The organism is Desulfuromonas sp. KJ2020 (assembly GCF_024197615.1).
Taxonomy (GTDB): Bacteria; Desulfobacterota; Desulfuromonadia; order Desulfuromonadales; family SZUA-540; genus SZUA-540.
The window spans coordinates 636,766-662,671 of record NZ_JAKUKE010000001.1; the positions used below are offsets into that span (position 1 = coordinate 636,766).

General features: G+C 60.5%; 23 protein-coding genes. 21 read left to right on the forward strand and 2 right to left on the reverse strand.

Annotation, left to right across the window (positions count from 1 at the left end):
• Position 1 precedes the first annotated feature (1 nt).
• The 4 genes from MJO47_RS02925 (at position 2) to MJO47_RS02940 (ending at position 3,718) form a co-directional block, all read left to right on the forward strand.
• Positions 2 to 1,276 carry a 4Fe-4S dicluster domain-containing protein gene (locus tag MJO47_RS02925; RefSeq protein ID WP_253959621.1) on the forward strand — a complete coding sequence of 425 codons (1,275 nt, stop codon included), beginning with the start codon at positions 2 to 4 and terminating at the stop codon, positions 1,274 to 1,276.
• The gene (locus MJO47_RS02930; protein WP_253959622.1) at positions 1,273 to 1,986 is read left to right on the forward strand and encodes a hypothetical protein; all 714 of its coding nucleotides are present in this window, start codon (positions 1,273 to 1,275) and stop codon (positions 1,984 to 1,986) included. The genes MJO47_RS02925 and MJO47_RS02930 overlap by 4 nt, the downstream gene beginning before the upstream one ends.
• A gap of 64 nt (positions 1,987 to 2,050) precedes the next feature.
• Positions 2,051 to 2,572: an outer membrane beta-barrel protein gene (locus MJO47_RS02935; RefSeq protein WP_253959623.1), complete on the forward strand. Its 522-nt coding sequence runs from the start codon at positions 2,051 to 2,053 to the stop codon at positions 2,570 to 2,572.
• 90 nt (positions 2,573 to 2,662) lie between these two features.
• The gene (locus MJO47_RS02940; protein ID WP_253959624.1) at positions 2,663 to 3,718 is read left to right on the forward strand and encodes an SO_0444 family Cu/Zn efflux transporter; all 1,056 of its coding nucleotides are present in this window, start codon (positions 2,663 to 2,665) and stop codon (positions 3,716 to 3,718) included.
• Positions 3,719 to 3,840: 122 nt separating this feature from the next.
• On the opposite strand, the gene MJO47_RS02945 is transcribed toward MJO47_RS02940, so the two are convergent.
• Entirely contained in the window at positions 3,841 to 5,088 is a 1,248-nt protein-coding gene (locus MJO47_RS02945; protein ID WP_253959625.1) for a LuxR C-terminal-related transcriptional regulator, read from the reverse strand.
• Positions 5,089 to 5,379: 291 nt separating this feature from the next.
• Here MJO47_RS02945 and MJO47_RS02950 point away from each other — a divergent pair, with 291 nt between their 5' ends.
• Positions 5,380 to 7,428 (forward strand): hypothetical protein, encoded by a 2,049-nt coding sequence (locus tag MJO47_RS02950; RefSeq protein ID WP_253959626.1) that lies wholly within the window; start codon positions 5,380 to 5,382, stop codon positions 7,426 to 7,428.
• 114 nt (positions 7,429 to 7,542) lie between these two features.
• Here MJO47_RS02950 and prxU read toward each other — a convergent pair whose 3' ends face one another.
• Entirely contained in the window at positions 7,543 to 8,256 is a 714-nt protein-coding gene (gene prxU, locus MJO47_RS02955) for a thioredoxin-dependent peroxiredoxin (RefSeq protein WP_253959627.1), read from the reverse strand.
• A 149-nt stretch (positions 8,257 to 8,405) separates the two neighbouring features.
• Here prxU and MJO47_RS02960 point away from each other — a divergent pair, with 149 nt between their 5' ends.
• From MJO47_RS02960 to MJO47_RS03035, 16 genes are all read left to right on the forward strand, one after another.
• On the forward strand, positions 8,406 to 9,146 hold the full coding sequence (locus tag MJO47_RS02960) for an ABC transporter ATP-binding protein (RefSeq protein ID WP_371926617.1): 741 nt from the start codon (positions 8,406 to 8,408) through the stop codon (positions 9,144 to 9,146).
• 5 nt (positions 9,147 to 9,151) lie between these two features.
• Positions 9,152 to 11,515 (forward strand): ABC transporter permease, encoded by a 2,364-nt coding sequence (locus tag MJO47_RS02965; RefSeq protein WP_253959629.1) that lies wholly within the window; start codon positions 9,152 to 9,154, stop codon positions 11,513 to 11,515.
• 4 nt (positions 11,516 to 11,519) lie between these two features.
• Positions 11,520 to 12,725, forward strand: a complete 1,206-nt coding sequence (locus tag MJO47_RS02970; RefSeq protein ID WP_253959630.1) for an efflux RND transporter periplasmic adaptor subunit — start codon at positions 11,520 to 11,522, stop codon at positions 12,723 to 12,725.
• Between the two features lie 63 nt (positions 12,726 to 12,788).
• Positions 12,789 to 14,246, forward strand: coding sequence for a helicase HerA-like domain-containing protein (locus MJO47_RS02975; protein WP_253959631.1), 1,458 nt, complete (start codon positions 12,789 to 12,791; stop codon positions 14,244 to 14,246).
• Positions 14,247 to 14,355: 109 nt separating this feature from the next.
• The gene (locus MJO47_RS02980) at positions 14,356 to 15,342 is read left to right on the forward strand and encodes a sensor domain-containing diguanylate cyclase (protein WP_253959632.1); all 987 of its coding nucleotides are present in this window, start codon (positions 14,356 to 14,358) and stop codon (positions 15,340 to 15,342) included.
• Positions 15,342 to 15,611, forward strand: a complete 270-nt coding sequence (locus MJO47_RS02985) for a PilZ domain-containing protein (protein WP_253959633.1) — start codon at positions 15,342 to 15,344, stop codon at positions 15,609 to 15,611. The genes MJO47_RS02980 and MJO47_RS02985 overlap by 1 nt, the downstream gene beginning before the upstream one ends.
• 66 nt (positions 15,612 to 15,677) lie before the next feature.
• Positions 15,678 to 16,289, forward strand: coding sequence for a LysE family translocator (locus MJO47_RS02990; protein ID WP_253959634.1), 612 nt, complete (start codon positions 15,678 to 15,680; stop codon positions 16,287 to 16,289).
• 103 nt (positions 16,290 to 16,392) lie between these two features.
• Positions 16,393 to 17,466, forward strand: a complete 1,074-nt coding sequence (locus MJO47_RS02995) for a type IV pilus twitching motility protein PilT (protein WP_253959635.1) — start codon at positions 16,393 to 16,395, stop codon at positions 17,464 to 17,466.
• Entirely contained in the window at positions 17,459 to 17,908 is a 450-nt protein-coding gene (locus MJO47_RS03000) for a hypothetical protein (protein ID WP_253959636.1), read from the forward strand. Before MJO47_RS02995 ends, MJO47_RS03000 begins: the two co-directional genes overlap by 8 nt.
• Before the next feature lie 33 nt (positions 17,909 to 17,941).
• Positions 17,942 to 18,763: a DUF169 domain-containing protein gene (locus MJO47_RS03005; RefSeq protein WP_253959637.1), complete on the forward strand. Its 822-nt coding sequence runs from the start codon at positions 17,942 to 17,944 to the stop codon at positions 18,761 to 18,763.
• 177 nt (positions 18,764 to 18,940) lie between these two features.
• Entirely contained in the window at positions 18,941 to 19,156 is a 216-nt protein-coding gene (locus tag MJO47_RS03010; RefSeq protein ID WP_253959638.1) for a DUF4492 domain-containing protein, read from the forward strand.
• Between the two features lie 21 nt (positions 19,157 to 19,177).
• Complete coding sequence (locus tag MJO47_RS03015; protein ID WP_253959639.1) at positions 19,178 to 20,713, forward strand: cytochrome ubiquinol oxidase subunit I; 1,536 nt, start codon at positions 19,178 to 19,180, stop codon at positions 20,711 to 20,713.
• Position 20,714: 1 nt separating this feature from the next.
• The gene (cydB, locus tag MJO47_RS03020) at positions 20,715 to 21,851 is read left to right on the forward strand and encodes a cytochrome d ubiquinol oxidase subunit II (protein ID WP_253959640.1); all 1,137 of its coding nucleotides are present in this window, start codon (positions 20,715 to 20,717) and stop codon (positions 21,849 to 21,851) included.
• A gap of 311 nt (positions 21,852 to 22,162) precedes the next feature.
• Positions 22,163 to 22,867, forward strand: coding sequence for a TIGR04211 family SH3 domain-containing protein (locus MJO47_RS03025; protein ID WP_253959641.1), 705 nt, complete (start codon positions 22,163 to 22,165; stop codon positions 22,865 to 22,867).
• 315 nt (positions 22,868 to 23,182) lie between these two features.
• On the forward strand, positions 23,183 to 24,493 hold the full coding sequence (locus MJO47_RS03030) for a pyridoxal phosphate-dependent aminotransferase (protein WP_253959642.1): 1,311 nt from the start codon (positions 23,183 to 23,185) through the stop codon (positions 24,491 to 24,493).
• A 51-nt stretch (positions 24,494 to 24,544) separates the two neighbouring features.
• A complete protein-coding gene (locus tag MJO47_RS03035) occupies positions 24,545 to 25,903 on the forward strand; it encodes a glutamate--cysteine ligase (protein ID WP_253959643.1) in 1,359 nt (452 codons plus the stop codon).
• The last annotated feature ends 3 nt before the right edge of the window (positions 25,904 to 25,906 follow it).

A 25,906-nucleotide genomic window follows, 5' to 3' on the forward strand; every position in this document is an offset into this window, starting at 1 on the left:
CATGTCCCACCACACCCTCAAAACCGGCTATGCCAACCTGAGCGAACGGCTCAACCGCTTTCCCCAGGGGGCACCCCCCTCCCAGCTCCTGTACGACATCCTCGCCCTGCTGTTCAGTGAAAAAGAGGCCGACCTCGTCGCCCGCCTGCCCATTCGGCCCTTTTCCGCCGAAAAAGCGGCCAAGGCCTGGGGGGTCGGACTGGCCGAAGCCGAAACGACCCTGCAGCGCCTGGCCGATCGCGCCCTGCTCGTCGACATGCAGGTCAAGGGCCGCATGGAGTACGTGCTGCCGCCGCCCATGGCCGGCTTTTTCGAGTTCGCCCTCATGCGGCTGCGCGACGACATCGACCAGAAGCTCCTCTCCCAGCTCTACGAGCAATACATCAGCGTGGAAGAGGATTTCATCAAAGCCCTCTTCGTCAACGGCGACACCCAGCTCGGCCGCGTGCTGGTGCAGGAAGGCGCCCTCTCTCCCGAAAACGCCCTCTATGTGCTCGATTATGAACGGGCCACCGAGGTCATCGAGACCGCGACCGATATCGGCATCGGCCTGTGCTACTGCCGCCACAAGCGTTCCCATCTGGGCACCGCCTGCGAGGCCGAGATGGACATCTGCATGACCTTCAACACCGTGGCCGCCTCGCTCATCCGCCACGGCTACGCTCGCCGGGTGGAGCGTGGGGAGTGCCAGGAACTGCTGCACAAGGCCTGGGAGCAGAACCTGGCCCAGTTCGGCGAAAACGTACAGCAAGGGATGAATTTCATCTGCAACTGCTGCCCCTGCTGCTGCGAGGCCATGCTCGCCGCCCAGCGTTTCGGGCACATGAACCCGGTACACACCAGCAACTTCATCGTGCACGTCAAGGACAACTGCACCGGCTGCGGCCGCTGCCTGCCGACCTGCCCGGTCAAAATCATCCGCCTGGAAACGGAACAAGCCGACGGTCGGGGCCGCAAGACGGCGGTCATCGACGAAGAGCTCTGCCTCGGCTGCGGCGTCTGCGTGCGCAACTGCCCCCGCGGCGCCCTTCGTCTGCAGCCGCGCGCGCAGCGGGTCATCACCCCCGTCAACAGCGTCCACAAGGTGGTGCTCATGGCTATCGAGCGCGGCACCCTGCCCCATCTGCTCTTCGACAACCAGGTCCTGTGGAGCCACCGCGCCCTCGCCGCCGTCCTTGGCGTCATCCTCAAGCTGCCGCCGGTCAAGCAGCTGCTGGCCAGCGAGCAGGTGCGCTCTCGCTACCTGGCCTCTCTCTGCCAGCGGTTTCCCCTATGAGTGCTGCAGGCAAAACCGCTGGGCTCCGCTCCCTTTTCATCCTGGCTCTTGGGATCATTTGCCTTACGGCCCAGCCCCTGTCGGCAGCGGTCTACGAGCCGCCGCCCACTGCCATCCAGGCCCTCTTCGGTGCCGCGGTGTTTCACGACGACAGCCTGACTTTTCGGGAAGAATCCCCCGTTGACCCCGACGCTTACAAAGAGACGGACCTGTCGCAGATGCCAATGCTCGGCTTCGCCGCCCAGTATGCCCTGGCCGGGCAGAACAGCCAGGCCGGCTTCGAGGGGGGACTGCTCTTCGGCTGGCGTTCGCGCAGCACCTCCCTCACCAGCAACCTGGAGCAGACCAGCGTGCGCATCGAAACGTCTCTGTGGCTGCTCGATCTCTCCATGGGGCTCTACGCCAGCCACGTGATGGCCAACCGCCTGCGGCTCTCCGTCGGGGCCGGCCCCCTGCTGCTCTTCGCCACTTATGACGGCGAGAGGGAAGAAACCGACAGCCAGGGCGACACTGCCACCACCGATACCAGCGAAAACGCCTTCGGAATCGGCGGCTATGCGCGGGCCGCCATCGAATACCGCCTGCCGGATGGCGCCTTCATGGGCATCGGACTGCGCGGCGTCACCAGCAACCTTGAATTTGAAAAGGGGGTTGACACCTCGGGTCTTGAAGGAGTACAGGGTTTCATCAGCTATACGCGGCCCTTTTGAGTAAGCGGTCCTTTCATTTCCCTCCGGCGCGTTCCGGAACAATATCCAAGGAGGTAAGGTCACCATGAAGAAACTCGCAACCTGTCTGGCTCTTTTCATCCTCGCCCTGGGGACTGCCCTGCCGGCCTATTCGGCCGAATATATCAGCGGTCGCGCCGGTCTCTACTTTCCCGATGAAAGCGCCTTCGATACGGGTTACAACTTCGGAGTCGCCTACGGCTTTACTTTTACCCAAAACCCCCAGGTCTACGCCGAATTCGCCACCGGCTTCTACGGCGCCGAACTGGAGCGCAACAGCAGCGTCGATCTGACTGTCATCCCCTTTACCGCTTCTCTCATCCTCAATCATGCCATTGCCGGTACCCCCTTTGATCTCTACGCCGGGGCCGGGCCCGGTTTGTACCTGGCCATGATCGACTCCCCCTGGCACGACGATTCCGAACTCGAACTCGGCGTGCATCTGGTGGGCGGCGGCGCTTTCAACATCGACAGTCAGTTCGCCCTCTTCGCCGAACTGCGCGGCGACCTGGTGACGGATGACGTCGGCGGCGCTTTTCTCAACTTCGGTCTGAAATATAAATTCTAGGGCTGGCAGAAAACTCAGGTCTGACCTGGGAAACCAGGCTGGGGAAGGGCCTCGGCCTGGCTTCGTTATGAAGGGTGGCACCGCCAAAACATGGATATCGTACTGGGAATAGTGGGAGAATGCTGGGAGATCCTGGTTGAATCGGCCATCTACGTGCTCTTCGGTTTTTTTGCCGCCGGGGTACTCAAGGCCCTGATTCCGACTGAAGTCGTGGCCCGGCATCTGGGCCAGAGCAGCGCCGGCTCGGTGCTCAAGGCCTCGCTTTTCGGCGTTCCCCTGCCCCTGTGCTCCTGCGGGGTCATTCCGGCCGCCATCGGCCTGCGCCAGCAAGGGGCGAGCAAAGGGGCCTCGGCCGCCTTTCTCGTCTCGGTACCGGAGACGGGGGTCGACTCCATGGCCATCACCTGGGCCCTGCTCGATCCTCTCATGACCCTCATCCGGCCCCTCGCCGCCTTTGTCACCGCCACGGTGACGGGGCTGGCCATCAATCGCCTGCCGGACGAGGCCGGCGCCCCGGCAAAGCAGGGGACCGACACCACGACGCCGGGACAGGAGACGCCCGCACCCTTGCCCCTGGGCCGACGCCTGCGCGAGGGGATCGCCTACGCTTTCGGCGATCTGCTGGGGGATATCGGCAAGTGGCTGCTGCTTGGCATCGGCCTGGCCGGGATCATCGCCTATTTCGTCCCGGACGATTTCTTCGTCCGTTATCTGCATAGCGAACCGCTCTCTTTGCTGATCATGCTGGCTGTAGGCATCCCCCTCTACATCTGCGCCAGCGCCTCCACCCCCATCGCCGCCGCTCTGGTGCTCAAAGGTCTCTCCCCCGGCGCCGCCCTGGTCTTTCTGCTGGCCGGGCCGGCCACCAATGCCGCCACCATCACCGTGGTCTTCCGCTATTTCGGCCGCGCCGCCACCCTGGTTTATCTGCTCTCCATCGCCCTGTGCTCCCTCGCCCTCGGCTGGCTGACCAACCGCCTCTACGCCTTCAGCGGTCTCGACATCACGCGCTGGGTCAGCGAAGCGGGCGCCGCCACCGAGTCCCCCCTGATGGTGGTCGCCGCCGTTGTGCTGCTGGTACTGCTGGGGCGCTGCACCCTCCCCCGCAAAAAGGGCTGTAGCGGCAACCAGCCAGGCGGCACCTGAGGGCCTTCCTGCTGACCGACGGTTCGTCGGCCGGGATATCTCCTGAAAATCATAAAAAACCGGGAGCACGATGGTCATCATCATGTTCCCGGTTGCCCACTTTCTTCTACCGCTTTCTCAGCTCACCATTTTCCCAATGCTTCGTACAATCCCTTGCGGCCTTTGACGTCAAGCTTGTCGCATATCCGCTTCATGTAGGTTTTCACCGTCGATTCCGAAATAGCCAGATCCGAGGCAATTTGTCGATATGGCCGCCCATCGAGACTCTGGGCCAGTACCATGCACTCCCGCTCGGAAAGCAGCAGACGGATATTTTCCGGGAGAAGATCCTCGGCTGACGGAGCCGTAACCTCTGAGATTGCAGGGCGGGCACTATCCTCTGGCGCCCCCGATAACCCCTCGCCGCTGGCGGTCCGGTCAAAGGCCGCCAGGGGATGGCGTTGCCGGCTCAGAAAATAGAGCATGAGCACAGAAAGATTTAGAACGATGTGGCCGCTCAGGGCAATCGCCCCGGCCATGTCCTGCAAATGCCGCCCGAAGAGCTGTCCGCCGTAAATTCCCAGACACAAGATGGCCAGGCCGAGACCAAACGCGCGAACGGGACGCGCAAAGGACAGCAGAAAAGCCAGCAGGAACAGATCGACGAATCCCTGGCCGGCTTGCATGGCGAACATGCTCAGGTTGATGGTCAAAGGCTGGGGGTACTGCAACAGAGCAAAGGAGGCCATGCTCAGCACAATACCGAAGATCAGGGCCAGGTCCTGACTTTTCTCCGCCAGCCAGACGGCACCAAGAACTGTCGCCACATAAAAGAACAGTTCCAGGCCCGCGACCAGAGCCACGGGCTGATAGGCGGGATAAATCGAGCCATACATCAGCCCGCCGACGATATGAAAAACCAGCACGAAAGGGAGATAACGCCATAAAGGGACCGAAAAATGCGCGGCCTGCTTTTTTCCAACGGCCGGCAAGGGTGACAGCAGCAGCAAAAGGGGAAGTGTCACCAGGACAAAGTGACCGACCGACCCGCCGGGGAACCTGTGCAGGACAAATAACAACAGATTGGCCATAACCAGACCGGCGGCGGCCGCGAGGACCGGACGCCTGGTGCTGTGCAAGCGGCAGCAGGCCTCAACGGCGACAAAGGCGCCGGTAAAACTGAGTCCTGAGAGGAGCCAGGACCCCTGCCTCGGAAACAGAGGAATCGCCAGCGTGAGTGCCAAGGTGGCCAGAACGGCATAGGGGATCAGCTGCTTGAAGCGTTTTGGCGGCAACCATAGTGCCACCGCCATTAGAGTGAGGGCATGAGGCAGCAGAAAGTATCCTGTGGCTCCCCCCAGGCCGGCAGCCGCCGTCAAGGGACCGTCCATGGGAACAGCCAAAAGCCACAGAACAAAAGCCGCAAAAGGAAAAGAGGTTAGCATGGTGACATGAAACAATTATTAGAATTCTCGTGTGCGTAAAGACACATCCGTTGGGTTGAGACCTTTCCGTATACGGTCTCCAGTGTAGAAAATGAGGAGCAAAAGCACAAGGTTTACAAATAGTCGACTTTCAATCTATTGATATTTCTATAGAATCGCCCTTTGAAATGCGCACGCACCCTGATTTTTGCGTTTTTTAAGGAGGCAAAACAACCTTTAACCACGGGAGGTACTGTAATGTTCAAGGCAAGGTGGGTAACACTGCTGGCAACCCTCTTCGTTGGCACGCTGGCCATGTCCGGCTGCGGCAGCAGCGGGGGCGGGGGCGGAGGTGGTGGTGCTACAGTCACCGGCGGCGTCGTTGTCGATCCCTATATCGTCGGCGCTTCCTTTTTTGAAGACGCCAACGGCAACGGCCGCTGGGACGAGGGGGAGCAGATCTCCTCGTCTTCTGACGAAAACGGCCAGTTTACCTTTGCGACCACCATCCCCGCCGGTCGTACCATCATTCTGTATGAGCCCGGCAGCCACCAGGGCATCCCCTATACCGGCATGCTGGCCCGCACCATAAGAGCGACGGATGTCGATACTGTCGTGGTCTCCCCGCTGACCACCCTGGTCGCGCTGGGGCTCAGCGAGACGGAAATTGTCGACTATCTGACCGATGTCACCGACAACGGCACTGTTGCCCCTCTGGGAGTTGCCCTCACCGGCATCCCCACCTTTTCGGAGGAGCATATTTTTGCTGACCCCTACACCGGCCTCAACCAGCTGACCGCAGAGAACGTCACGGATGCGGATATTGCCTGCCTGCGCGCCAATGTCTACGCCGGGGCCCTGATGGAATTCTACCTGGCAGAACGCCTTGGTAGCACCCTGACGGAAGCGGAAGCACGCGGTTTATTCAGCGGCGCCTGGTTTGGCGCAAACCTGCTCACTTCGGCAGTCGAAGCGGTCTATTATGCCACCGCTCCGTCAGCGATGGCGCGCATCACTGCTGCCCTGCCCACAGGCTATGACTTTCCCGCCGTCACCATGCGCGATGTGGCCGACACCATTCCCGCCATTTTCACCTGGTGGAAACAGGAGGCCATCCGTCAATACATCGAGGATGAAGACAGCTATTTCGATCTGGGTGCCTTTACAGTCCAAGTCAATGCGGTTCAAGGGGGCGAGCTTGGCCTGAACTATTTCGCCATGAACAACGCGCAAAACGGTGCCGTGATCCAAGCGGTCACAGATGGCGCCTTCCCCCTGACCAACGACATCGGTCACCTCTACCTGCGGGAGGATGGCAGCGTCGGCAGCACCGGCGAACTTGCCTTTGCTGATGGACTTCTATCCGGCAAGGCCTTCTACCTGGGCAGCCTGTTCCGCTTTGCCGCCGATGGGAATCTGGAGCTCATCGGCCCAGTCGACGATAGTGGTCTCGCGGAAACCCAGACGATCCCCTGGAGCATCACCGCTGGCGTCCTCGATCTCGAATATACCGGCCTACCCTTCGACATGACCCTGGTGGCGGACTGGTCCAGCCACATCTACGCCCGCGCCTGGGGGGAACTTATGGATGGCCTGAGCGGGGCCACGGCCTTGCCTCTGGTCAAGATTCGCGAGCAGGATTCCGGAACCCTGTCCGGTGCTCAATTTATTGTCGATGACGGGATATGTACAAACAATCTGTGCGGCGGCTGGCTTGACCTGAGTTCTGAGACGACTGGCACCCTTCGCTACTATCCTGACGGCACCGCCTCCAGCTTCATCACCTGGGGCACCGATACCTACGGCGGCCTGGCTGTCACGCATGATGACGGCACCACCGACACCGTCTATTTCCTCAACGACAAAGGGGCGGTTGTCAGTCTGACCGACGCTGACAATGACGAAGTGGCTGACGAATACGATGACGACACCGAATTCAATCGGCCGCTTCTTTTCAGTGAAACAGCTCTCGATAATATCAGGCTTACCTTTTCAGGCTCGTATATTATCAATGAAAATGAAGAGTTCGAAACCCTGGAGCTTTGGGACAATAACGACTTTATGCTGAGCCACCCACTTGATGGAAATGTCTTCGGCGCCTGGGCTTACGATGAAGCTACAGGCCAACTGACCCTGACTCCCTCTGGTGCGACGAACGAAGAATTCCGTATCTGGTTTATAGAAAATTACGACGACGATGGCGCCGACATGCTCAGATTTTTCTATGAGGAAGATGACGAAAATGGCGAGCTGATTGAATCCGGTTTCGAGAGAGTGGAAAGAACCATTGCAATCCCACCTTACTAGCGCACATCCACGCCATAACCTGAATCCGGCCTGCACGGCTGGGTGAAAAAGTTAAAGAAAGAGGGGCCGGCAACTAGCTGGCCCCTCTTTCTTTATTGGTTCTCTTTTTTTCTGCTAGAAAGCCATATCCGGCTTCCACTCCTTCCACACCTTGCCGGCCAGTTCAGGACCGGGCTTCAGGGTAGGCTTGCCCGGCTGCCAGCCGGAAGGAGTTACCTCACCGGTCTTGGCCACATGCTGAAAGGCCTGCACCTGGCGGATCAGTTCGGAGACGTTGCGGCCGACCTCGGGGGTCAGCACTTCGGCGGCGCGGATGACGAAATCGGGGTCGATGAGAAAGCGTCCGCGGATATCGACGCCGGCCAGTTCTTCATAGACGCCGTAGGCCCGGCCGATGAGACCGCCGGCATCGGCGATGAGGGGGAAGGGCACGCCGCCGGGGACCATCTTGCTGAGCTCTTCTTCCTGCCAGATTTTGTGGCTGAAACGGCTGTCGGTGCTGGCCGCGAAGACTTCGACCCCCAGCTTTTTCAGTTCGGGATATTTGACGGCAACTGCCGTCAGCTCCGTCGGTCAGACGAAGGTGAAGTCGCCGGGATAAAAGCAGAGGACAATCCACTTGCCCCGGGAATCGGACAGCTTCATGTTCCTGAAGCCGCCATCCTGAAATACGGTTGCCTCAAAATCCGGGGCCTCTCGGCCTACACGTGCAGTCATGACGGCTTCCTCCTTTGCCATAGGTTGGGCCGACGGGGAAACTGCTTCAGGCTTCGCGCCTGCGACAGGACCTCCGGCCGGCTTGACACAGGACTCCTGCTTTGTGGGCATGATGAACCTCCTTGTCGTCTTGTTCACTCCCTGAAAAAAATCTTAGACGCCGGCGGCGGCATTGCAAGGCAGATTCTCATTTTCCCTGTCAGGATGCATCTCCGCCTTTCAGCGGTATAGTTGAAAGCAGAGCCTCAACCCTACAGGAGATGCCTGTGCCTGCCGCCCATTCCGCCCCTGACGCACCTCCCCCGGTCTTTGAAGCCCGCGACCTGACCAAAGTCTATGCCTTGGGCGAGATGGAGGTGCAGGCGCTGCGCGGGGTCGACTTCGATCTCCACGAGGGGGAGTTTGTGGTGCTGCTCGGCCCCTCGGGCAGCGGCAAGTCGACGTTGCTCAACATTCTGGGCGGCCTCGATGTGCCGACGAGCGGGCAGGTGCGCTACCGCGACCATGATCTCACCGCCTACGATGATGAAGCTCTCACCCGTTACCGACGCGATCACGTCGGTTTCGTCTTTCAGTTCTACAATCTCATACCCAGTCTGACCGCGCGGGAAAACGTGGCCCTCATCACCGAAATCGCGGCGAATCCCATGTCGCCCGAAGAAGCCTTGAAGCTGGTGAACCTGGGGGAGCGCCTGGATCACTTTCCGTCCCAGATGTCCGGCGGAGAACAGCAGCGTGTCGCCATCGCAAGGGCCATCGCCAAGCGGCCGGAGGTGCTGCTGTGTGACGAGCCGACGGGTGCGCTTGATGTAAAAACGGGCATCCTGGTGCTGGAGGTGATCGAAAAGGTCAATCGGGAACTCGGCACTACCACCGCCGTCATTACCCACAACGCCGTCATTGCGTCCATGGCCGACCGCATCGTTCACCTCTCCGACGGCCGTATCGTAAAGGAAGAGCATAATCGGGAGCGCGTCGCCGCCGAGCGCCTGCAATGGTGATCACCATGGGGATTTTACAGACAAAACTACGCCGCGATCTGCTGCAGATGAAAAGCCAGGCCCTGGCCATCGCCCTGGTCATGGCCTGCGGCATCGCCACTTTCGTCATGTCTCTCTCCACCCTGCAATCGCTGGAACGCACTCTGGACTCTTATTACGAGCAGTATGGCTTCGCCCAGGTTTTCACCCATCTCAAGCGCGCTCCGCAGGCCCTGGCCTCACGTCTGGCCCATATCCCGGGGGTCGCCCGGCTGGAGACCCGGGTCGTCGCCCAGGTGACTCTCGACATCGCCGGTCTGAGTGAACCGGCGACTGGCCGGCTGATCTCCCTTCCCCCAGGCAGACAGCCCCAACTCAACCGTCTGCACCTGCGGGAAGGCCGGTTACCCGCGCCCCAGCGGCGGGGGGAAGTGCTGGTCAACCAGCGCTTCGCCGAGGCCCATGGGCTTAAGCCCGGCGACCGGGTGCAGGCGATCCTCAATGGCCGCCGGCAGGCATTGAACATCGTAGGAATTGCCCTCTCGCCCGAATATGTCTATCAGATCCGTCCCGGGGAACTCATCCCCGACGATCGACGCTTTGGCGTCTTTTGGATGGGCTATGACGACCTGGCCGCCGCCTTTGACCTGGAAGGGGCCTTCAACGACGTCAGTCTCACGCTGGAGCCGGGAGCCATTCAAGCGGAGGTGCTGCAGCGGCTGGATGAGGCGACGGCGGACTACGGGGGGCAGGGGGCCTACGGCCGGGAGGATCAGATGTCCCACAAGCTGGTCTCCAACGAGATGACCCAGCTGCGTGGCATGGCGCTGATTCCACCCACCATTTTCCTGACGGTGGCGGCTTTCCTCATCAACGTGGTGCTCAGCCGCCTGATCAGCATCCAGCGGGAACAGATCGCCGCCCTGAAAGCCTTCGGCTACAGCCGTCTGGAAGTCGGCCTGCACTACCTGCGCTTCGGCCTGGCCATCTCCGTGGCCGGGGCCGTTCTGGGAACGGCGGCAGGGGCCTGGTTCGGACGAGGGATGACACGCATGTATGCCCGCTTTTTCAGTTTCCCCGTTTTCGACTACCACCTGGGCTTCGAGGTGGCCCTGATCGCCCTGCTGGTGAGCGGCGGCACGGCCGCCCTCGGCGTGTACGGCTCGGTGCGAAAGGCGGTGGAACTGCCCCCAGCCGAAGCCATGCGCCCCGAGCCGCCGGCGGCCTTCCGTCCCACCGTCGTCGAACGCCTGGGCTTGCAGCGATTTCTGACCCAGGGCGCCCGGATGATCCTGAGGCAACTCGAACGCCGGCCTTTCAAGGCCCTGTTCTCCTGCCTGGGCATCGCCCTGGCCGTGGCCGTTATGATCCTTGGCAGCTTTTCGGAAGATATTATCGAGAACCTCATCGATTTTCAGTTCTTTCAGGCGCAGAGACAGGACATGACAGTCACTCTGGTGGAGCCCGCCGATGGCCGCGCCCTGACCGCTCTCGCCCAACTGCCCGGTGTACGCCGGGCCGAACCGGTGCGCACCGTCCCCGTGCGCCTGAATTTCGGCCATCGCTCCCGACTGCTGGCCATCACCGGGCTGCCCCCCGACGCCAGCCTGCTGCGCCCTCTCAATCGCGATGGCCAGCCCGTTTTTCTACCGGAACAGGGTCTGGTCCTCTCAGCGGCCCTGGCCGAATTGCTGGAGGTGGCTCCCGGGCAGAAGGTGCGGGTCGACGTGCTGGAAGGGAACAGGCCGGTACGGCAGATCCCGGTGGCAGCCTTGGTCGAGGACTACACCGGCACCTCGGCCTATATGCGCCTGCGCACCCTCCAGAAGCTGATGCGGGAGGAAGATTCCATTTCTGGCGCCAATCTCCTGGTCGACAGCCGTTTTGAAGAAGAATTGTACCATCGCCTTAAAAAGACCCCGGCGGTGGCCGGAGTCACCCTCAAGCGGGGCGCCCTCGAGAGTTTCCGGAAAACCATGGCGGAAAACCTGCTCCGCATGCGCCTTTTCAACATGATTTTCGCCAGCATTATCGCCTTTGGAGTGGTATACAATAGTATGCGTGTGGCTCTTTCCGAACGCAGCCGTGAGCTCGCCACCTTACGGGTGATCGGATTTACCCGGACCGAGATTTCCTGGCTGCTGCTGGGAGAGGCCGGTTTGCTGACCCTGCTTGCCATCCCCCTGGGGCTGGTGCTCGGCACTGGGTTCGCCGCCTTGGCCACCTGGGCGCTGCAGACGGAGGTCTTGCGGTTTTCCCTCGTGGTCGACCCGTCCACCTACGGCACCGCCGCCCTGGTGATTCTCCTCGCGGCCGTGGCTTCGGGACTGGTCGTGCGGCGCAGACTGGACCGGCTCGACCTCATTGCCGTTCTCAAGGCCAGGGAGTAGACCCATGACCCCGACCATTCGCCGGCGCCTTTGGCTGGCCCTTCTTATCCTGATTCTCGGCGGGCTTTTCGCCTATGCCTTTGTACCCCGTCCCGTCGAGGTTGACATTGTTGAGGCCAACGAGGGCGCCCTGCAGATTAGCATCGACGAGGACGGCAAGACCCGCGTCAAAGAGCGCTACACCCTGGCCGCTCCTCTGGCTGGGCGTCTTCTCCGTATCGATCTCGATCCCGGCGATCCGGTTGAGGCCGGCCAGACGATGCTGGCCCTGGTCGAACCCGCGGTTCCCGCCCTGCTCGATGAACGGACCCTCGCCCAGAGTGAGGCCCGGGTCAAAGCGGCGGAAGCGGCCTTGAGCCGCAGTCTGGCCAACCAGAACAGTGCGGATCAGCGCCGCCGGCAGGCGGAGGCCAACCTCCAGCGGCGCCAGAAACTCTTCGATCAGCAGATGATCTCCCGCCAGGAGTTCGATGACGCCTCCTATGCCTCGCAGACGGCCCGCGAGGACCATCGGGCCGCTCTTTTTGCCGTGCAGATCGCCCGGGCCGAACTGACCCAGGCTAACGCGGCCCTGCTGCGCCTGCAGGAACTCAGGCCGGGCCAACCGCAGGACGCCTTCCCGCTGCTGGCGCCAGCCGACGGGCAGGTCCTGAGGGTTCTGCAGGAAAGCGCCACGGTCGTGACCCCCGGCACGCCCCTGGTGGAAGTGGGAAACGCCAAAGATCTTGAAGTCGTCATCGATGTCCTCTCCAGCGATGCCGTGCGCATCCGGCCCGGTCAGCGCGTCTTGCTCGAACAGTGGGGGGGAGGGGAGGCGCTGACAGGACGTGTCCGCCTGGTGGAACCGGCGGCCTATACCAAGGTTTCCGCCCTGGGCGTGGAGGAGCAGCGGGTCGACGTCGTCGTCGACCTGGAGGCTCCTCCAGACAGCCGGCCCACCCTGGGAGACGGCTATCGCGTCGAAGCCCGCATCATAGTCTGGGAGAAGGATAAGGTACTGAAGGTGCCTTCAGGCGCCCTCTTCCGCCGCGAAGGCCAGTGGGCCGTCTTCGTCGTGGACGGCAACCGCGCCCGCCTGCGCACCCTCACGACCGGCCAGAGCAATGGGTTGGAGACCGAAGTGTTGGCCGGACTGGAGGCCGCCGAGAGGGTGATCCTGCACCCCGGCGACAAAGTCGCCGAGGGAGTCCGCGTGCAGGTGCGCCGCTGACGCGGGAGTTGGTGGCCCCAAAGAAAGAGACCACCCCTTTTACCTCAATCATGGGAGACCTTTATGACTGATCCCCTGAAGTTCACCATCGGCGCCGCCGCCGGCGAACCTGTCAGCCAACTGGCCGCCATGTGCAACCGCCATGGCCTCATCACCGGGGCCACCGGCACCGGCAAAACCGTCACTCTGCAAATTCTGGCCGAGAGCTTCTCCCGCCTGGGAGTGCCCGTCTTTGCCGCTGACATCAAGGGCGATCTCTCTGGCCTCGCCGCCGCCGGCCAGCCCCACCCGAAAATCGACGAGCGGCTGACCCAGATTCCCCTCGAGAACTTTCAACTGCGCCCCTGTCCTACCCTTTTCTGGGATATCCACGGCGACAAGGGCCAGCCGGTGCGCACCACCCTCAGTGAGATGGGGCCGTTGCTGCTGAGCAACCTGCTGGAGCTTAACGATACCCAGGCCGGCGTCCTCTATGCCGGCTTCAAGATTGCCGACGACGAAGGGCTGCTCTTGCTCGACCTCAAGGACCTGCGCGCCCTGCTCAGCTGGATGGCCGAGAACGCCGGCACCCTGCGCCAGGGCTACGGCAATCTCTCGCCGGCCAGTATCGGCGCCATCCAGCGCAAGCTTCTCGTCCTGGAAAGTCAGGGGGCCGACCTCTTCTTCGGCGAACCGGCCCTGGTCCTCGCCGACCTCATGCAGACCGATTTTTCGGGGCAGGGCGTCATCAGCCTGCTCGACGCCACCCGCCTCTACGCCCAGGCGCCGCGCGTCTACACCACCTTTCTGCTTTGGCTGCTGTCCGAACTCTTTGAAAATCTGCCCGAGGTGGGCGATGCTGACAAGCCGAAGATGGTCTTCTTTTTTGATGAAGCCCACCTGCTCTTCGACCAGGCCCCCAAAGTCCTGCTCGACAAGATCGAACAGGTCGTCCGTCTCATCCGCTCCAAGGGGGTGGGTATTTTCTTCATCACCCAAAGCCCCCTCGACATCCCCGAGGACATTCTGGGCCAGCTGGGCCTGAAGATTCAGCATGCCCTGCGCGCCTTCACCCCCCGCGACCGCAAGGTCATCCGCGCCGTGGCCCAGACCTTTGCCGACAATCCGGCTTTCGATACCGAGGAAGCCATCACCGACCTCGGCACCGGCGAAGCCCTGGTCTCCACCCTCAGCGCCAAGGGGGCACCGCTACCGGTTCAGCGCACCCTCATCCGGCCGCCCGAATCGCGCATCGGTCCTTTGAACGAGGAAGAACGCCGCGAGCGCCTGCAGCGCTCGCCCCTCAAGGGCCGTTACGATACGCCGGTCGACCGCGAGTCGGCCTACGAAATTCTCAAGCAGCGCGCCGAAAGACAGCAGGTGGAAGCCGCGGCGACGCCACCGTCCAAACCGGCCGGTCGTGCCCGCCAGAGCCTGGGCGAGGCCTTTATGAAAAGCGCCGCCCGCACCATCGGCAACCAGGTGGGCCGTCAGCTCATCCGTGGCGTCCTGGGTACCTTGTTCGGCGGCGGCAAACGCTGAAAATATCTGTTTCCTTTAACTAAAAGCTTTTTTTGCTTCCGGCGCTGTGATAAGAAATAAAAATATCTAACTGAAAAAGAGTAAAATCGGTGGATGCGGTGGTGAACTCATGAACTATGGCGGTCTCGATTATCAATCCATCCTCGAAAACCTGTACGACGGGGTCTACTTTGTCGATCACGATCGCCGCATCACCTACTGGAACCGGGCGGCGGAGCTGATTACCGGCTACACGGCAGGCGAAGTTATCGGCAAACGCTGCTCCGACAACATCCTCATGCACGTTGATGACGCGGGGGTCAACCTCTGTGAAAATGGCTGTCCTCTGGCCCTGACCCTGAACGACTCCAACTACCGGGAAGCCGAATTCTATCTGCACCACAAAAAAGGACACCGGGTGCCTGTAGCCATCCGTATTTCGCCTTTAAAGGACCTGGGCGGACGACTGCTCGGGGCCGTAGAACTCTTTTCCGATTCGAGTCCCAAAAAAGCGATCATGCAGCAGGTCGCCGAACTGACCAAGCTGGCTATGCTCGATACCCTGACCCAACTGGCCAACCGCCGCTATCTCAAGATGGAACTGCAATCCCGCCTGGATGAACTCAAGCGCTACCACATACCTTTTGCCCTCGTCTTTATGGATATCGACCACTTCAAGAAAATCAATGACACCTACGGCCATAACACCGGCGACCTGATGCTGCAGATGGTGGCCAGAACACTGAGCATCAATGCCCGCTCTTTCGACCTGGTCGGCCGCTGGGGCGGTGAAGAGTTTGTCGCCATTTTGCGCAACGTCGACGGAGAGGGGATGCAGCAGATCGCCGAACGTTTCCGCCATCTGGTGGCCAAGGCCAGCTTGGAATATGGCGATATGAACCTGCAGGTCACTCTGTCCCTCGGTGGCACCCTGGCCATTCCCGGGGATACGATAGAGAGTCTGGTGCAGAGGGCTGACGCGCTCATGTATCTCAGTAAAAAGCAGGGTCGAAATCGCCTGAGCGTCGACGTGGGCAAGCCAGGCCACGGGAACACCAACAGTCGCCAAGCCCTTTCAAACGACGAACCCTTAAGTCCGGTGGGGGAGGCAGGCTGATGGGCGAGCGCCGCAACCACGAGCGATTCGATCTCAGTGTCGACATCAAGGTCATGGACGAAGGGGGCCGCACGACCCTCGGCATCACCCAGAACTTCAGCGACGGCGGCGCTCTGGTGCAAGTCGACCTTGAGCCGCCACCGGCCGTCGGCACGGTTATGAGCCTGCAGATCCACGATCCGGGGAGCGCCTTCGAACGCCCCGTTCTCAAGGCCCGGGTCATTCGTGTTTCCGCCGAGGGCATCGCCTTCGAACTGCTGCACGAGTAACATCGTCGGTTCATGGTTTTTATCTTCTGATGACTTACTCCTTTTAGCGCCACGGGAAATGTGCGGATGCTGACCAACCTTACCCTGGGCACCCTGTTGGGGTTGGCCGCCGGCTTCGCTCCCGGTCCTCTGCTCTTTCTCGTCCTGCGGGAAAGTCTGCATCACGGCAGCCCTGCCGGCATCCGCACAGCCCTGGCCCCGCTGATTTCCGACCCCCCCATCATCCTGCTCAGCTTTTTTCTCGTGGCCGAAATCGCCCGCTACGACCTTATCCTTGGCCTCATCTCCCTCGCCGGCGCTGCCCTGGTCGGCCATCTCGGTTGGGACAGTCTCAAAACGGCCGGCATCCAGATCGACCTGAACCAACCGGCTTCTTCCTCCCTGCGCAAGGGGGTCCTCATCAATATCCTCAGCCCGCATCCCTACATTTTCTGGTTCACCGTCGGCGCTCCCATTATCCTGCAGGCCAAAGACAGTGGTCCGCTGGCCATTGGCCTGTTTCTCGGCGGGTTTTATTTTTTTCTGGTCGGCTCCAAGATATTTTTGGCCGTTCTGATCGGCCGTTCCCGCGATTTTTTGGGGAGCCGCGCCTACCTGGCTATCATGCGCCTGCTCGGCGTCCTCCTGCTTCTTTTCGCCGTCCGGCTGCTGCTGGACGCCGCCGCTTTTTTTCTCTGAAAATTTCGACTGCCCGTTCTGGACCTTTTCCCACTTTTTTAATAGACTCTTCTCTGATGTGTTGCCTAAGGGGCTCACCACTCTACGCAACGGAGAACCTGCCATGGCGAAAATCGATACCCTGTTCAAGGTCTTAAAGGACAAGGGCGGCTCCGATCTGCACCTGTCTCCGACCAACCCGCCGCTGATGCGGGCTGCCGGCGACCTGGTGCCGGTGATGCCCAAGCCCCTCAGCCATGAGCAGAACAAGATGCTGCTCTACGAAATCATGACGGAGGAGCAACGGCAGAGCTTCGAGGAGAATCTCGACATCGACTTCGCCTATGAGGTACCGGCCCTGCAGTCACGCTTTCGCGCCAATATCTTTTACGGCCGTCTCGGCATCAGCGCCGTCTTCCGCCTGATCCCGACCCAGATTCTCACCGCCGAGCAGCTCGGACTGCCCCCTGGCGTCCTCAAGTTCACCCAGTACAAGCGGGGTCTGGTGCTGGTTACCGGCCCCACCGGCAGCGGCAAGTCCACCACCCTGGCGGCCATGATCGATCACGTCAACCGCACGCGACAGGAGCATATCCTCACCATTGAGGATCCCATCGAGTTCGTGCACGTCAGTCAGCAGAGCCTGGTCAACCAGCGTGAGGTCCGCCGCCATACCCAGTCCTTCGCCGCGGCCCTCAAGGCGGCCCTGCGCGAGGATCCCGACATCATTCTGGTCGGCGAAATGCGCGATCTGGAGACCATCGAACTGGCCATTACCGCGGCCGAGACCGGTCATCTCGTCTTCGGCACCCTGCACACCAACAGCGCCGCCAAAACCGTCGACCGCATCATCAACGTCTTCCCCACCAACCAGCAGGAGCAGATCCGCGCCATGCTCGGCGAATCTCTCAAGGGGGTCATCGCCCAGCAGCTGCTCAAGACCGTCGACGGCAAGCGCTGCGCTGCGCTGGAAATTCTCTCGGTCACCCCCGCCGTCGCCAACCTCATCCGCGAGGGAAAGACTTTCCAGATCCCTTCCATCATACAAACCGGCAAAGGGGAGGGGATGCAACTGATGGATCAGGCCCTGCAGACACTGCTGACCGAAAAGCGCATCACGGTGGAGGAAGCCCATCGCTATGCCGTCAATAAAGCCCAGTTCCCACTGCCCACCGGAAAAGGAGCCACCCATGGATGACGTCCGCATTGACAAGAACACCCGCCACCTCGAACTGCTGCTGGCCGATGGCAGCCACATTGAAGGCGAGGTTTTTCTCAGCCTTTACGGGGCGCGGCACAGCGGGCCCCAAAAGGTGATCGACCTGTTGCAGGAAACATCTCTCTTTCTTCCCATCAAAACATCCACGGGTACCATCCTGGTCAACCGCCAGCAGATCATGATCGTCCGCGTATCAGCCGACACGGAACTGGATGAGCTGATGACGCTGGGTCACAGGCGCCACCTTCGTATCCGCACCCTGGATCGGCAGGAAATTGAAGCCGACATTTACGTCGACATGCCCACCGGCTTCGGCCGGGTCATGGACTACCTCAACCAGCCCATGAAGTATTACACCTTTTTCGTACCCGACTACGTGCTCTATATCCACCCGCAGTTCATTCTCTCGGTTCAGGACTGACCCGGCCGGAGAGCCTAGCCGTCAGGAGGTCTTATGAAAAGCCGCATCGCCCAGGCCATCGATCTGCAGCACCAGCCCGTCGCCCTGCTCTGGAGCGACAGCAAGCCTGAAGGGGCCGTGCAGTTCAGCCCCGGCAAGTGGGGGTGTGTCATGTGGCTGGCGGCCGGGGCGGCCAGGGGAAAAGCCGGGGCTTGCGACCGTCAGACCTTCGGCTGTGTCGGTGGCGGGGTCGGCCTGGGTTTCGGCGACCAGTACGTCAACTTTCCCGGCGGCAAAGACTGTTTCTGCCACTTCCTCTCCTCGGGCAACGCCAACTGGGAGCAGGGAAGAAAGGCCGCCGAGCAGCTCAAACCCTTCATGCGCCCTGAAGCCCACGATAATTTCCTGCACGGCGAACGCTACCGCAAAACTCCCGAACGCGTGGAAAGTTTCATCCACAACCTCCCCATCACCGAGATCCCTAAACCCTACGTCGTCTTCAAGCCTCTGGACAGCGTCGACGAAAAGACCGAAAAACCGGAAGTCGTCATCTTTTTCGTCAATCCCGACCAGTTCGCCGCCTTGACCGTGCTCGCCAACTACGACCGCCCCGACAACGAGAACGTGCTCATCCCCTTCGCCGCCGGCTGCCAGGCTCTCGGCATCTACCCTTACCGCGAAGCGCAGCGACAACGTCCCCGGGCCGTGGCCGGCCTTATCGATCTGTCCGCCCGCCTGCAGGTGCGCAACCAGCTGGGCGAAAACCTGCTCAGCCTGGCCCTGCCCCTGGCCCTCTACCGCGAGATGGAAGCCAACGTTTCCGGATCCTTCCTGCAGCGACACACCTGGCAGGCTTTGGCGAAGGAAGACTCCTGAGCCCTTTCGAAAAATTAAACTTGACAAACCATTTCGACCGCCTACAATTATGACCAATTTGGTTATATTTGGACGGGCGAACGAGATCTCCCCTGCGCTATCGCTGGCAATATGGTGAGAACCCGTTAAAATTCATGCTGTCGTCCGTCGACAATCGCTCCAGAGGAGAAGGTTTTCATGGTTATCAGGCGCGTCTACGCATTCTACCGGGACGGCTTTCGCTCCATGGTGCTGGGTAAAACCCTGTGGAAGCTCATGCTCTTCAAGCTTTTCATCATGTTCGCCATCGTCAAATGGCTCTTTTTCCCCAACTATCTCAACACCCGCTTCGACACCGACGCCGAGCGGGCCAACCATGTCCTGGAAAATCTCACACGCAGCCAGGGCCATTAATTCTATTTCAGGGAGGTTACCGTGCTGGAACAAATCGACATGTCCATGGTGAACTGGGCGCGCGGGCAGTTTGCCCTGACCGCCATGTTCCACTGGATCTTTGTCCCCTTGACTTTGGGGCTCTCTTTTCTGCTGGCTTTTTTCGAGAGTCTCTATGTCAAGACCGGCAATGAACAGTGGAAGCGCATCACCAAATTCTGGATGCGGCTCTTCGCCGTCAATTTCGCCATCGGCATTGCCACTGGCATCATCCTCGAATTCGAGTTCGGCACCAACTGGTCCAACTACTCTTGGATGGTCGGCGACATCTTTGGCGCCCCCTTGGCCATCGAAGGCATTTTCGCCTTCTTCATCGAGGCGACCTTTTTCGCCGTCATGTTTTTCGGCTGGGACCGGGTCTCGAAGAAATTTCACCTCTTCTCCACCTGGATGGTGGCGGTCGGCTCCAACCTGTCGGCCCTGTGGATTCTGGTGGCCAACGGCTGGATGCAGAATCCCGTCGGCATGAAGTTCAACCCCGACACCGCCCGTTTCGAGATGGAGAACTTCTGGGAAGTCCTCGGCTCGCCCGTCGCTATCGGCCACTTCACTCACGCCACCAGTTCCGGCTTTCTGCTCGCTTCCCTTTTTGTGGTCAGTATCTCCAGCTGGTTTTTGCTCAAAAACCGGCATATCGAAATGGCCAAACGCAGCATTATGGTTGCCGCGGTCTTCGGCTTGATCTCCTCGGCCTACGTCGCCTTTACCGGCGACGAAACGGCCTATACGGCCGCCCAGGTGCAGCCCATGAAACTCGCCGCCATCGAAGGGCTTTACCAGGGAGAGGAAGGGAGTTCGCTGGCGGCGGTCGGCCTGCTGCGACCGGACATGCAGCCGGGGGATGACAAGGATCCCTACATCTTCGCCATCAAGATCCCCTATCTGCTCTCCCTGCTGGCCAACCGGGATCCCAACAGTTTCGTCCCCGGCATCAACGACCTGGTTTACGGCAACCCGGAGCAGAACATCGTCGGCGTCAATGCGCGCATGATCGAGGGCAAAACCGCCATCGAGCAGCTGGCCCTCTACAAAAACGCCCGGGGCAACGGGGATGAGGCGACCGCGGCCGCAGCACTCTCCCGCTTCGAGGCCGTCAGCGCCAACCTCGGCTACGGCTATCTCAGCAGCCCCGAGCAGGCCGTCCCCCCCGTGGCCCTCAATTTCTACAGCTTCCGGATCATGGTGGCGCTCGGCACCTTCTTTCCTCTGCTCTTTCTGGCCTACCTCTTCTTCACCTATCGCGGCACCATCGCCAAGCAGAAATGGCTGCTGATGGCAGGGGTCGTTTCCCTCTTCCTCGGCTACATCGCTCAGGAAGCCGGCTGGATCGTGGCGGAAGTCGGCCGTCAACCCTGGGCCATCCAGGGGTTGCTGCCGGTGCACGTCGCCACCTCCAATCTCACCACGGCAACGGTGCAGACCACCTTTTTCATGTTCCTGGGTCTTTTCACCCTGCTGCTGATTGCCGAAATCCGCATCATGCTGAAGCAGATTCACATCGGACCGGAGGGGAAATAATATGTTCGGAAATCTTGCGCACAGCCAATTGCAGCAGCTCTGGTGGATCATCGTCGCCACCGTGGGCTCCCTCTTTCTGTTCATGACCTTCGTACAAGGAGGACAGACCCTGCTGGCCACCGCCGCCAGGACGGAAGAGGAGAAATCCCTGATCATCAACTCCATCGGCCGCAAGTGGGAACTCACCTTTACCACCCTGGTGCTCTTCGGGGGCGCTTTTTTCGCCGCCTTTCCCCTCTTTTACGCCACCAGCTTCGGGGGCGCCTACTGGGTGTGGATTCTCATCCTCTTTACGTTCATTGTGCAGGCGGTGAGCTTTGAATACCGTCGTAAGCCAGGCAATCTGCTGGGAACCAAAACCTACGACGCCTTCCTCTTCATCAACGGCAGCGTCGGTCTGTTACTGATCGGGGCCGCCGTCGCCACTTTTTTCAGCGGCTCCAATTTTCAGCTCAGCGCCTATAACTCGGTCACCTGGCAGCATCCCCTGCGCGGCCTGGAAGCGGCCTTCAGCCTGTTCAATCTCTCCCTCGGCATCTTCCTGGCCTTTTTAGCCCGCATTCTTGGCGCCATGTACCTGCTCAATCATATTCACCACGATTCCCTGGAGGAGCGTCTGCGCAAAGCAGCCTTCAACAATCTGTTGTGCGCCCTGCCGTTCCTCCTGTATTTTCTGGCCCGTCTCCTCGTCATGGGCGGCTATGCCGTGGAGCCGCAGACAGGGGCCGTGGCGCTGGTCGCCGGCAAATACCTGAGCAACCTGCTGGCCATGCCCCTGGTGTTGATCCTGCTGCTGGCAGGCTTGGTTCTGGTGGTGGCCGCCGTGGCCCTCACCCGCTTCACGCCGCGACGCAGCGGCATCTGGCTGGCTGGACCCGGGACCGTTTTTGTCGGCCTTTCCCTCTTCTTCCTGGCCGGCTTCAACCACACGGCTTTTTACCCGTCCAAATTTGACCTGCAGAGCAGTCTGACCATCGCCAACGCCTCCAGTAGTCACTACACCCTGACGGCCATGAGCTATGTGGCAATCGCCGTCCCCTTCGTCCTGGCCTACATTGCCTATGTCTGGCGACTGATGGACGCCCGCAAACTGACCGTGGATGACCTGCAGGGCGAAGAAGCCGAAGACCTTTACTAGGAGGATATCGTCATGATTACTGTACTCGTTATCGGCTGGTTTGCCGTTATTCTGGTCTCCTATAAAGGAGCTGAATGGCTGCTGAAAAAGACCGACCTGCTGTAAGTTGTTTCGGCGAAGAGGAGCGGCAAGCTCCTCTTCGCCCCGTTCCGCCTCACTGGTGCCCCGCCCGTTTCCCCAAAGACCCTCGCCCACCCTGATTCACCGTATTTTTAAGAGGTTGCAAAAAATCCCCCGGACAGCTAGTCTATGGGGGTTTTTTGCGTGCCGGCGCCCAATGCCGGCGACTCAGAGCCAAGGAGGAAAGTTCTATGCCGTATGTACGTAATGTGGCCGTAATGGCTTTTCTTGTTCTACTGACCCTGCCCCTGGCGGCAGCGGCGGAAACCCGCTACGTGTCCGATCAGCTCGTTGTCACCCTGCGCCAGCAGCCGGCGGATCAGGCCGAGGTAATCGCCACGATGCGCACGGACACTCCCCTGGAAATCCTCGCCGAGGAGGGGCGCTATCTCCAAGTACGGATTCCGAGCGGGGAAAAAGGCTATGTTCTAAGTCAATATGTTACCAGCGAGCTGCCTAAACCCCTGATCATCGCTCGGCTGCAAAAAGAGCTGGCCGGGCTCCAGCAGAAGCTTGCCGCGGCGCAAAAAGCCCGTGAAGCCGCCATAAACGAGCTTCAGAATATCCAGGCAACCCTGGCAGAAGAAAGCCGGACCACGGAACAGCAGGTGACCGAGCTGCAAACCGCCCTCGACCAGACCCGCCGCGAACTCCAGGAGGCTACCGAGCGCTACGACACGCTCTTGGCCAACTCGCGCGAAGTCGTCAACATCACCAACGCCCGTAACCAGCTGGAAGAGGATAACGCCCGTCTAAACACCGAGATCGAGACGATCCGTCAGGAAAACAAGAAGCTGCTGACCACCGGCATGATCCAGTGGTTCCTGGCCGGCGGCGGGGTTTTTCTGATCGGCTGGCTGGTCGGAAAACTCTCCCGTAAGAGAAGAAGCTTCTGATGGCCACAGACGGCCGTCCTCCCTGTCTGATGCAGGAAAGCATTGACTTTCCGCAAACACTGTGTTAACCAAGCAATCCAACGTAAAAGGAGAGCTTCACGTGATGTTTTCCGGCAAAGGGCACAACATGGCAGCGGCGGCAGCCGCGGCGAAGGCGGCGGCAATTGGCCGCACCTGTGCCCATACCTTTGCTGGCTGACCGCAAGCGGTCCTTGAAAAGCGAGCAGGCCATGGGCGCAACCGTCCATGGCCTTTTCATATTCAGCTGTTTTTTCGCCGCAGGGCGACGCTACTACCAAGACGGGGAGACAGGTTATGCGCAACAATATTGTGCACATCGGCGCCGGAGAACTGACTTACGAGATCCGGGCTATTGTCGAGATTGCCGAGAAACTGAACAAGCTCGGCATGAAAACGAACATGGAAAACATCGGCGACCCCATCGCCAAGGGTGAGAAGATCCCCGACTGGATGAAGAAGATCGTCGCCGACCTGGCCATGAAGGACTGCTCTTACGGCTACTGCCCGACCCGGGGCGTGCTGGAGACCCGTGAATTTCTGGCCGAGTTGACCAACAAGCGCGGCAAAACGCAGATCAGCGCCGACGATATCCTTTTTTTCAACGGCCTCGGCGACGCCATCCAGAAGGTCTACGGCTTTCTGCGCCGTGAGGCCCGCGTCATCGGCCCGTCGCCGACCTATTCCACCCACTCCTCCGGCGAAGCGGCCCACGCCGGGCAAAAGCCGGTCTCCTACCGGCTCGATCCCGACAACAACTGGTACCCTGATCTCGACGATCTGCGCCTGTCGGTCAAATACAATCCGGCCATTGCCGGCATCCTCATCATCAATCCCGACAACCCCACGGGCGCGGTCTACCCGGAGCGCATTCTCAAGGAGATGATCGCCATCGCCAAGGAGTATGACCTCTTCATCATCTGCGATGAGATCTACCACAACATCGTCTACAACGGTCAGTCGACCAAGCCCATCTCCGACCTTATCGGCGACGTTCCCGCCATCGCCATGAAGGGGATCAGCAAGGAAGCGCCCTGGCCGGGGGCACGCTGCGGCTGGATCGAGGTCTATAATGCCGACAAGGACCCCATCTTCAAACAGTACGTGCAGAGCATCGTCAACTCCAAGATGGTCGAGGTCTGCTCCACCACCCTGCCGCAGAAGGCCATTCCGCCCATCATGAGTCACCCCAAGTATCCGGCCTATCTCGAAGAGCGCAAGAGCCGCTACGAGAGGTACTCCAACATCGCCTACGACCTGCTTAAGGAGGTCCCCGGCATCAAGGTCAACCGTACCAACGGCGCTTTCTACATGAGCATCGTCTTTGAAAAGGGCCGACTCAACGACCGCCAGAGCCTGCCTATCGAAATTCAGGAAGTCAAAAACCTGGTGGAAGACCTGGTCGGCCAACCGGGCGTCTCGCTGGATAAGCGCTTTGTCTATTACCTGCTGGCTTCCACGGGCATCTGCGTCGTCCCCATTTCCTCCTTCTGCACGCCGGAAATGGGCTTCCGCATCACCCTGCTCGAACGCAATGAAAAGGAATTCACCAGCATTTTCGAACGCATCGGCGCCAGCATTACCGCCTATCTTCAGTCCGCGCCTTAATAGAGAGCCGGCCCTCGGGCCGGCTTTTTCGTCGCCGCTGAAAGAGAGTCCATGACGACCTTCATCAAACCCAACCTGGAGCAGATCATCGACTCCCGGCAGGACCTCATCGCCTACCTTTCCCGCGGTGCCAAGCCGCGGGAGACCTGGGGCATCGGCGCCGAAATGGAAAAGCTGGTGGTCGACGCCGACACGGGCCAGGCCGCGACCTATGACCGTATCCGGGCCCTGCTTGAATCGCTGCTGGCTGACGGCGCCTGGATCGGCATTTACGAAGGCCCCCATCTCATCGCCCTGAAAGACGCCTCTTCTTCGGTGACCCTGGAACCCGGCGGCCAGTTGGAACTTTCCGGCGCCCTCTGTGCCGACATCCATTGTTGCCAGCAGGGATTTTCCCGTCATATCGACGACATCATAGGCGCCGGCCGCACCCTCGGGCTGCGTTTTCTCGGTCTGGGCGTGCAGCCCTTCAGCCGCCTGGAGGAGATCGGCTGGGTTCCCAAGGCCCGCTACGACATTATGGGGCCCTACATGCAACGCACCGGCGACATGGGACAGCGCATGATGAAGCAGAGCGCCGGCCTGCAGGTCAACCTCGACTACAGCAGTGAGGAGGACTGTTTCCGCAAGCTGCGTCTGGCCTTTCAGCTCTCCCCGCTCTTCTACGCCCTTTTCGCCAATTCCCCCCTCATGGATGGCAGGCCCAGCGGCTTCCTCTCCACCCGGGGCGAAATCTGGGCGCGCACCGATGCCGACCGCAGCGGCCTGGTCCCCCGTCTGCTCCTGCCGGGAGCCACCTTTGAGGACTACGCCGACTACGCTCTCGAAGTACCGATGTATTTCATCATTCGCGACGGGAAGTATGTTGATCTCACCCCGGAGCGCTTCAGCTTCCGTCGTTATCTTGAGGAAGGCTTCGGTCCGCATCGAGCCACCCTGGGCGACTGGGACCTGCATCTCTCCACCCTCTTTCCCGAGGCGCGCCTGCGCCCGCAGATCGAAATCCGCTCCGCCGACAGCCTCCCCTCCCGAATGACGCTGGCGGTGGCCGCCCTGGTCAAGGGACTCTTTTACGATGACCAGGCCTTCGCCGACAGCCAGGTCCTTTTTGCCAGAATGGATGTCGACACCCTCACCTCTGCCTACCGCCAGTCCTGGCGTCTCGGATTGCAGACCCCCTTTGGCGCCGGCACCCTGCAGACCCTGGCCCGGGATATCCTGACCATTGCCCGCGACAGCCTGCGACGACAAAAAGCCCTGGATGAAAACGGCCAGGACGAGACGATCTACCTGCAGGAGGTCGACGAAATCGCCCTTACCGGTAAAACCCTGGCCGAACGTCTACTCGAGCGTTGGCAGGGCTCCCCTGCGGACAAGCTGAACGCCCTCTATGCCCATTGCGGCTTCTGAATC

Bases quoted from the DNA above. Each gene is read 5' to 3' on its own strand.
- MJO47_RS02970 (WP_253959630.1), top strand. From the start codon at position 11,520: ATGACCCCGACCATTCGCCGGCGCCTTTGGCTGGCCCTTCTTATCCTG.
- cydB (WP_253959640.1), top strand. From the start codon at position 20,715: ATGTTCGGAAATCTTGCGCACAGCCAATTGCAGCAGCTCTGGTGGATC.
- MJO47_RS02950 (WP_253959626.1), top strand. From the start codon at position 5,380: ATGTTCAAGGCAAGGTGGGTAACACTGCTGGCAACCCTCTTCGTTGGC.
- MJO47_RS02930 (WP_253959622.1), top strand. From the start codon at position 1,273: ATGAGTGCTGCAGGCAAAACCGCTGGGCTCCGCTCCCTTTTCATCCTG.
- MJO47_RS03000 (WP_253959636.1), top strand. From the start codon at position 17,459: ATGGATGACGTCCGCATTGACAAGAACACCCGCCACCTCGAACTGCTG.
- MJO47_RS02985 (WP_253959633.1), top strand. From the start codon at position 15,342: ATGGGCGAGCGCCGCAACCACGAGCGATTCGATCTCAGTGTCGACATC.
- MJO47_RS02935 (WP_253959623.1), top strand. From the start codon at position 2,051: ATGAAGAAACTCGCAACCTGTCTGGCTCTTTTCATCCTCGCCCTGGGG.
- MJO47_RS03005 (WP_253959637.1), top strand. From the start codon at position 17,942: ATGAAAAGCCGCATCGCCCAGGCCATCGATCTGCAGCACCAGCCCGTC.
- MJO47_RS02940 (WP_253959624.1), top strand. From the start codon at position 2,663: ATGGATATCGTACTGGGAATAGTGGGAGAATGCTGGGAGATCCTGGTT.
- MJO47_RS02990 (WP_253959634.1), top strand. From the start codon at position 15,678: ATGCTGACCAACCTTACCCTGGGCACCCTGTTGGGGTTGGCCGCCGGC.
- MJO47_RS03010 (WP_253959638.1), top strand. From the start codon at position 18,941: ATGGTTATCAGGCGCGTCTACGCATTCTACCGGGACGGCTTTCGCTCC.
- MJO47_RS02975 (WP_253959631.1), top strand. From the start codon at position 12,789: ATGACTGATCCCCTGAAGTTCACCATCGGCGCCGCCGCCGGCGAACCT.
- MJO47_RS02925 (WP_253959621.1), top strand. From the start codon at position 2: ATGTCCCACCACACCCTCAAAACCGGCTATGCCAACCTGAGCGAACGG.
- MJO47_RS02995 (WP_253959635.1), top strand. From the start codon at position 16,393: ATGGCGAAAATCGATACCCTGTTCAAGGTCTTAAAGGACAAGGGCGGC.
- MJO47_RS03025 (WP_253959641.1), top strand. From the start codon at position 22,163: ATGCCGTATGTACGTAATGTGGCCGTAATGGCTTTTCTTGTTCTACTG.
- MJO47_RS02945 (WP_253959625.1), bottom strand. From the start codon at position 5,088: ATGGACGGTCCCTTGACGGCGGCTGCCGGCCTGGGGGGAGCCACAGGA.
- MJO47_RS03035 (WP_253959643.1), top strand. From the start codon at position 24,545: ATGACGACCTTCATCAAACCCAACCTGGAGCAGATCATCGACTCCCGG.
- MJO47_RS02965 (WP_253959629.1), top strand. From the start codon at position 9,152: ATGGGGATTTTACAGACAAAACTACGCCGCGATCTGCTGCAGATGAAA.
- MJO47_RS03030 (WP_253959642.1), top strand. From the start codon at position 23,183: ATGCGCAACAATATTGTGCACATCGGCGCCGGAGAACTGACTTACGAG.
- MJO47_RS02960 (WP_371926617.1), top strand. From the start codon at position 8,406: ATGCCTGTGCCTGCCGCCCATTCCGCCCCTGACGCACCTCCCCCGGTC.
- MJO47_RS02980 (WP_253959632.1), top strand. From the start codon at position 14,356: ATGAACTATGGCGGTCTCGATTATCAATCCATCCTCGAAAACCTGTAC.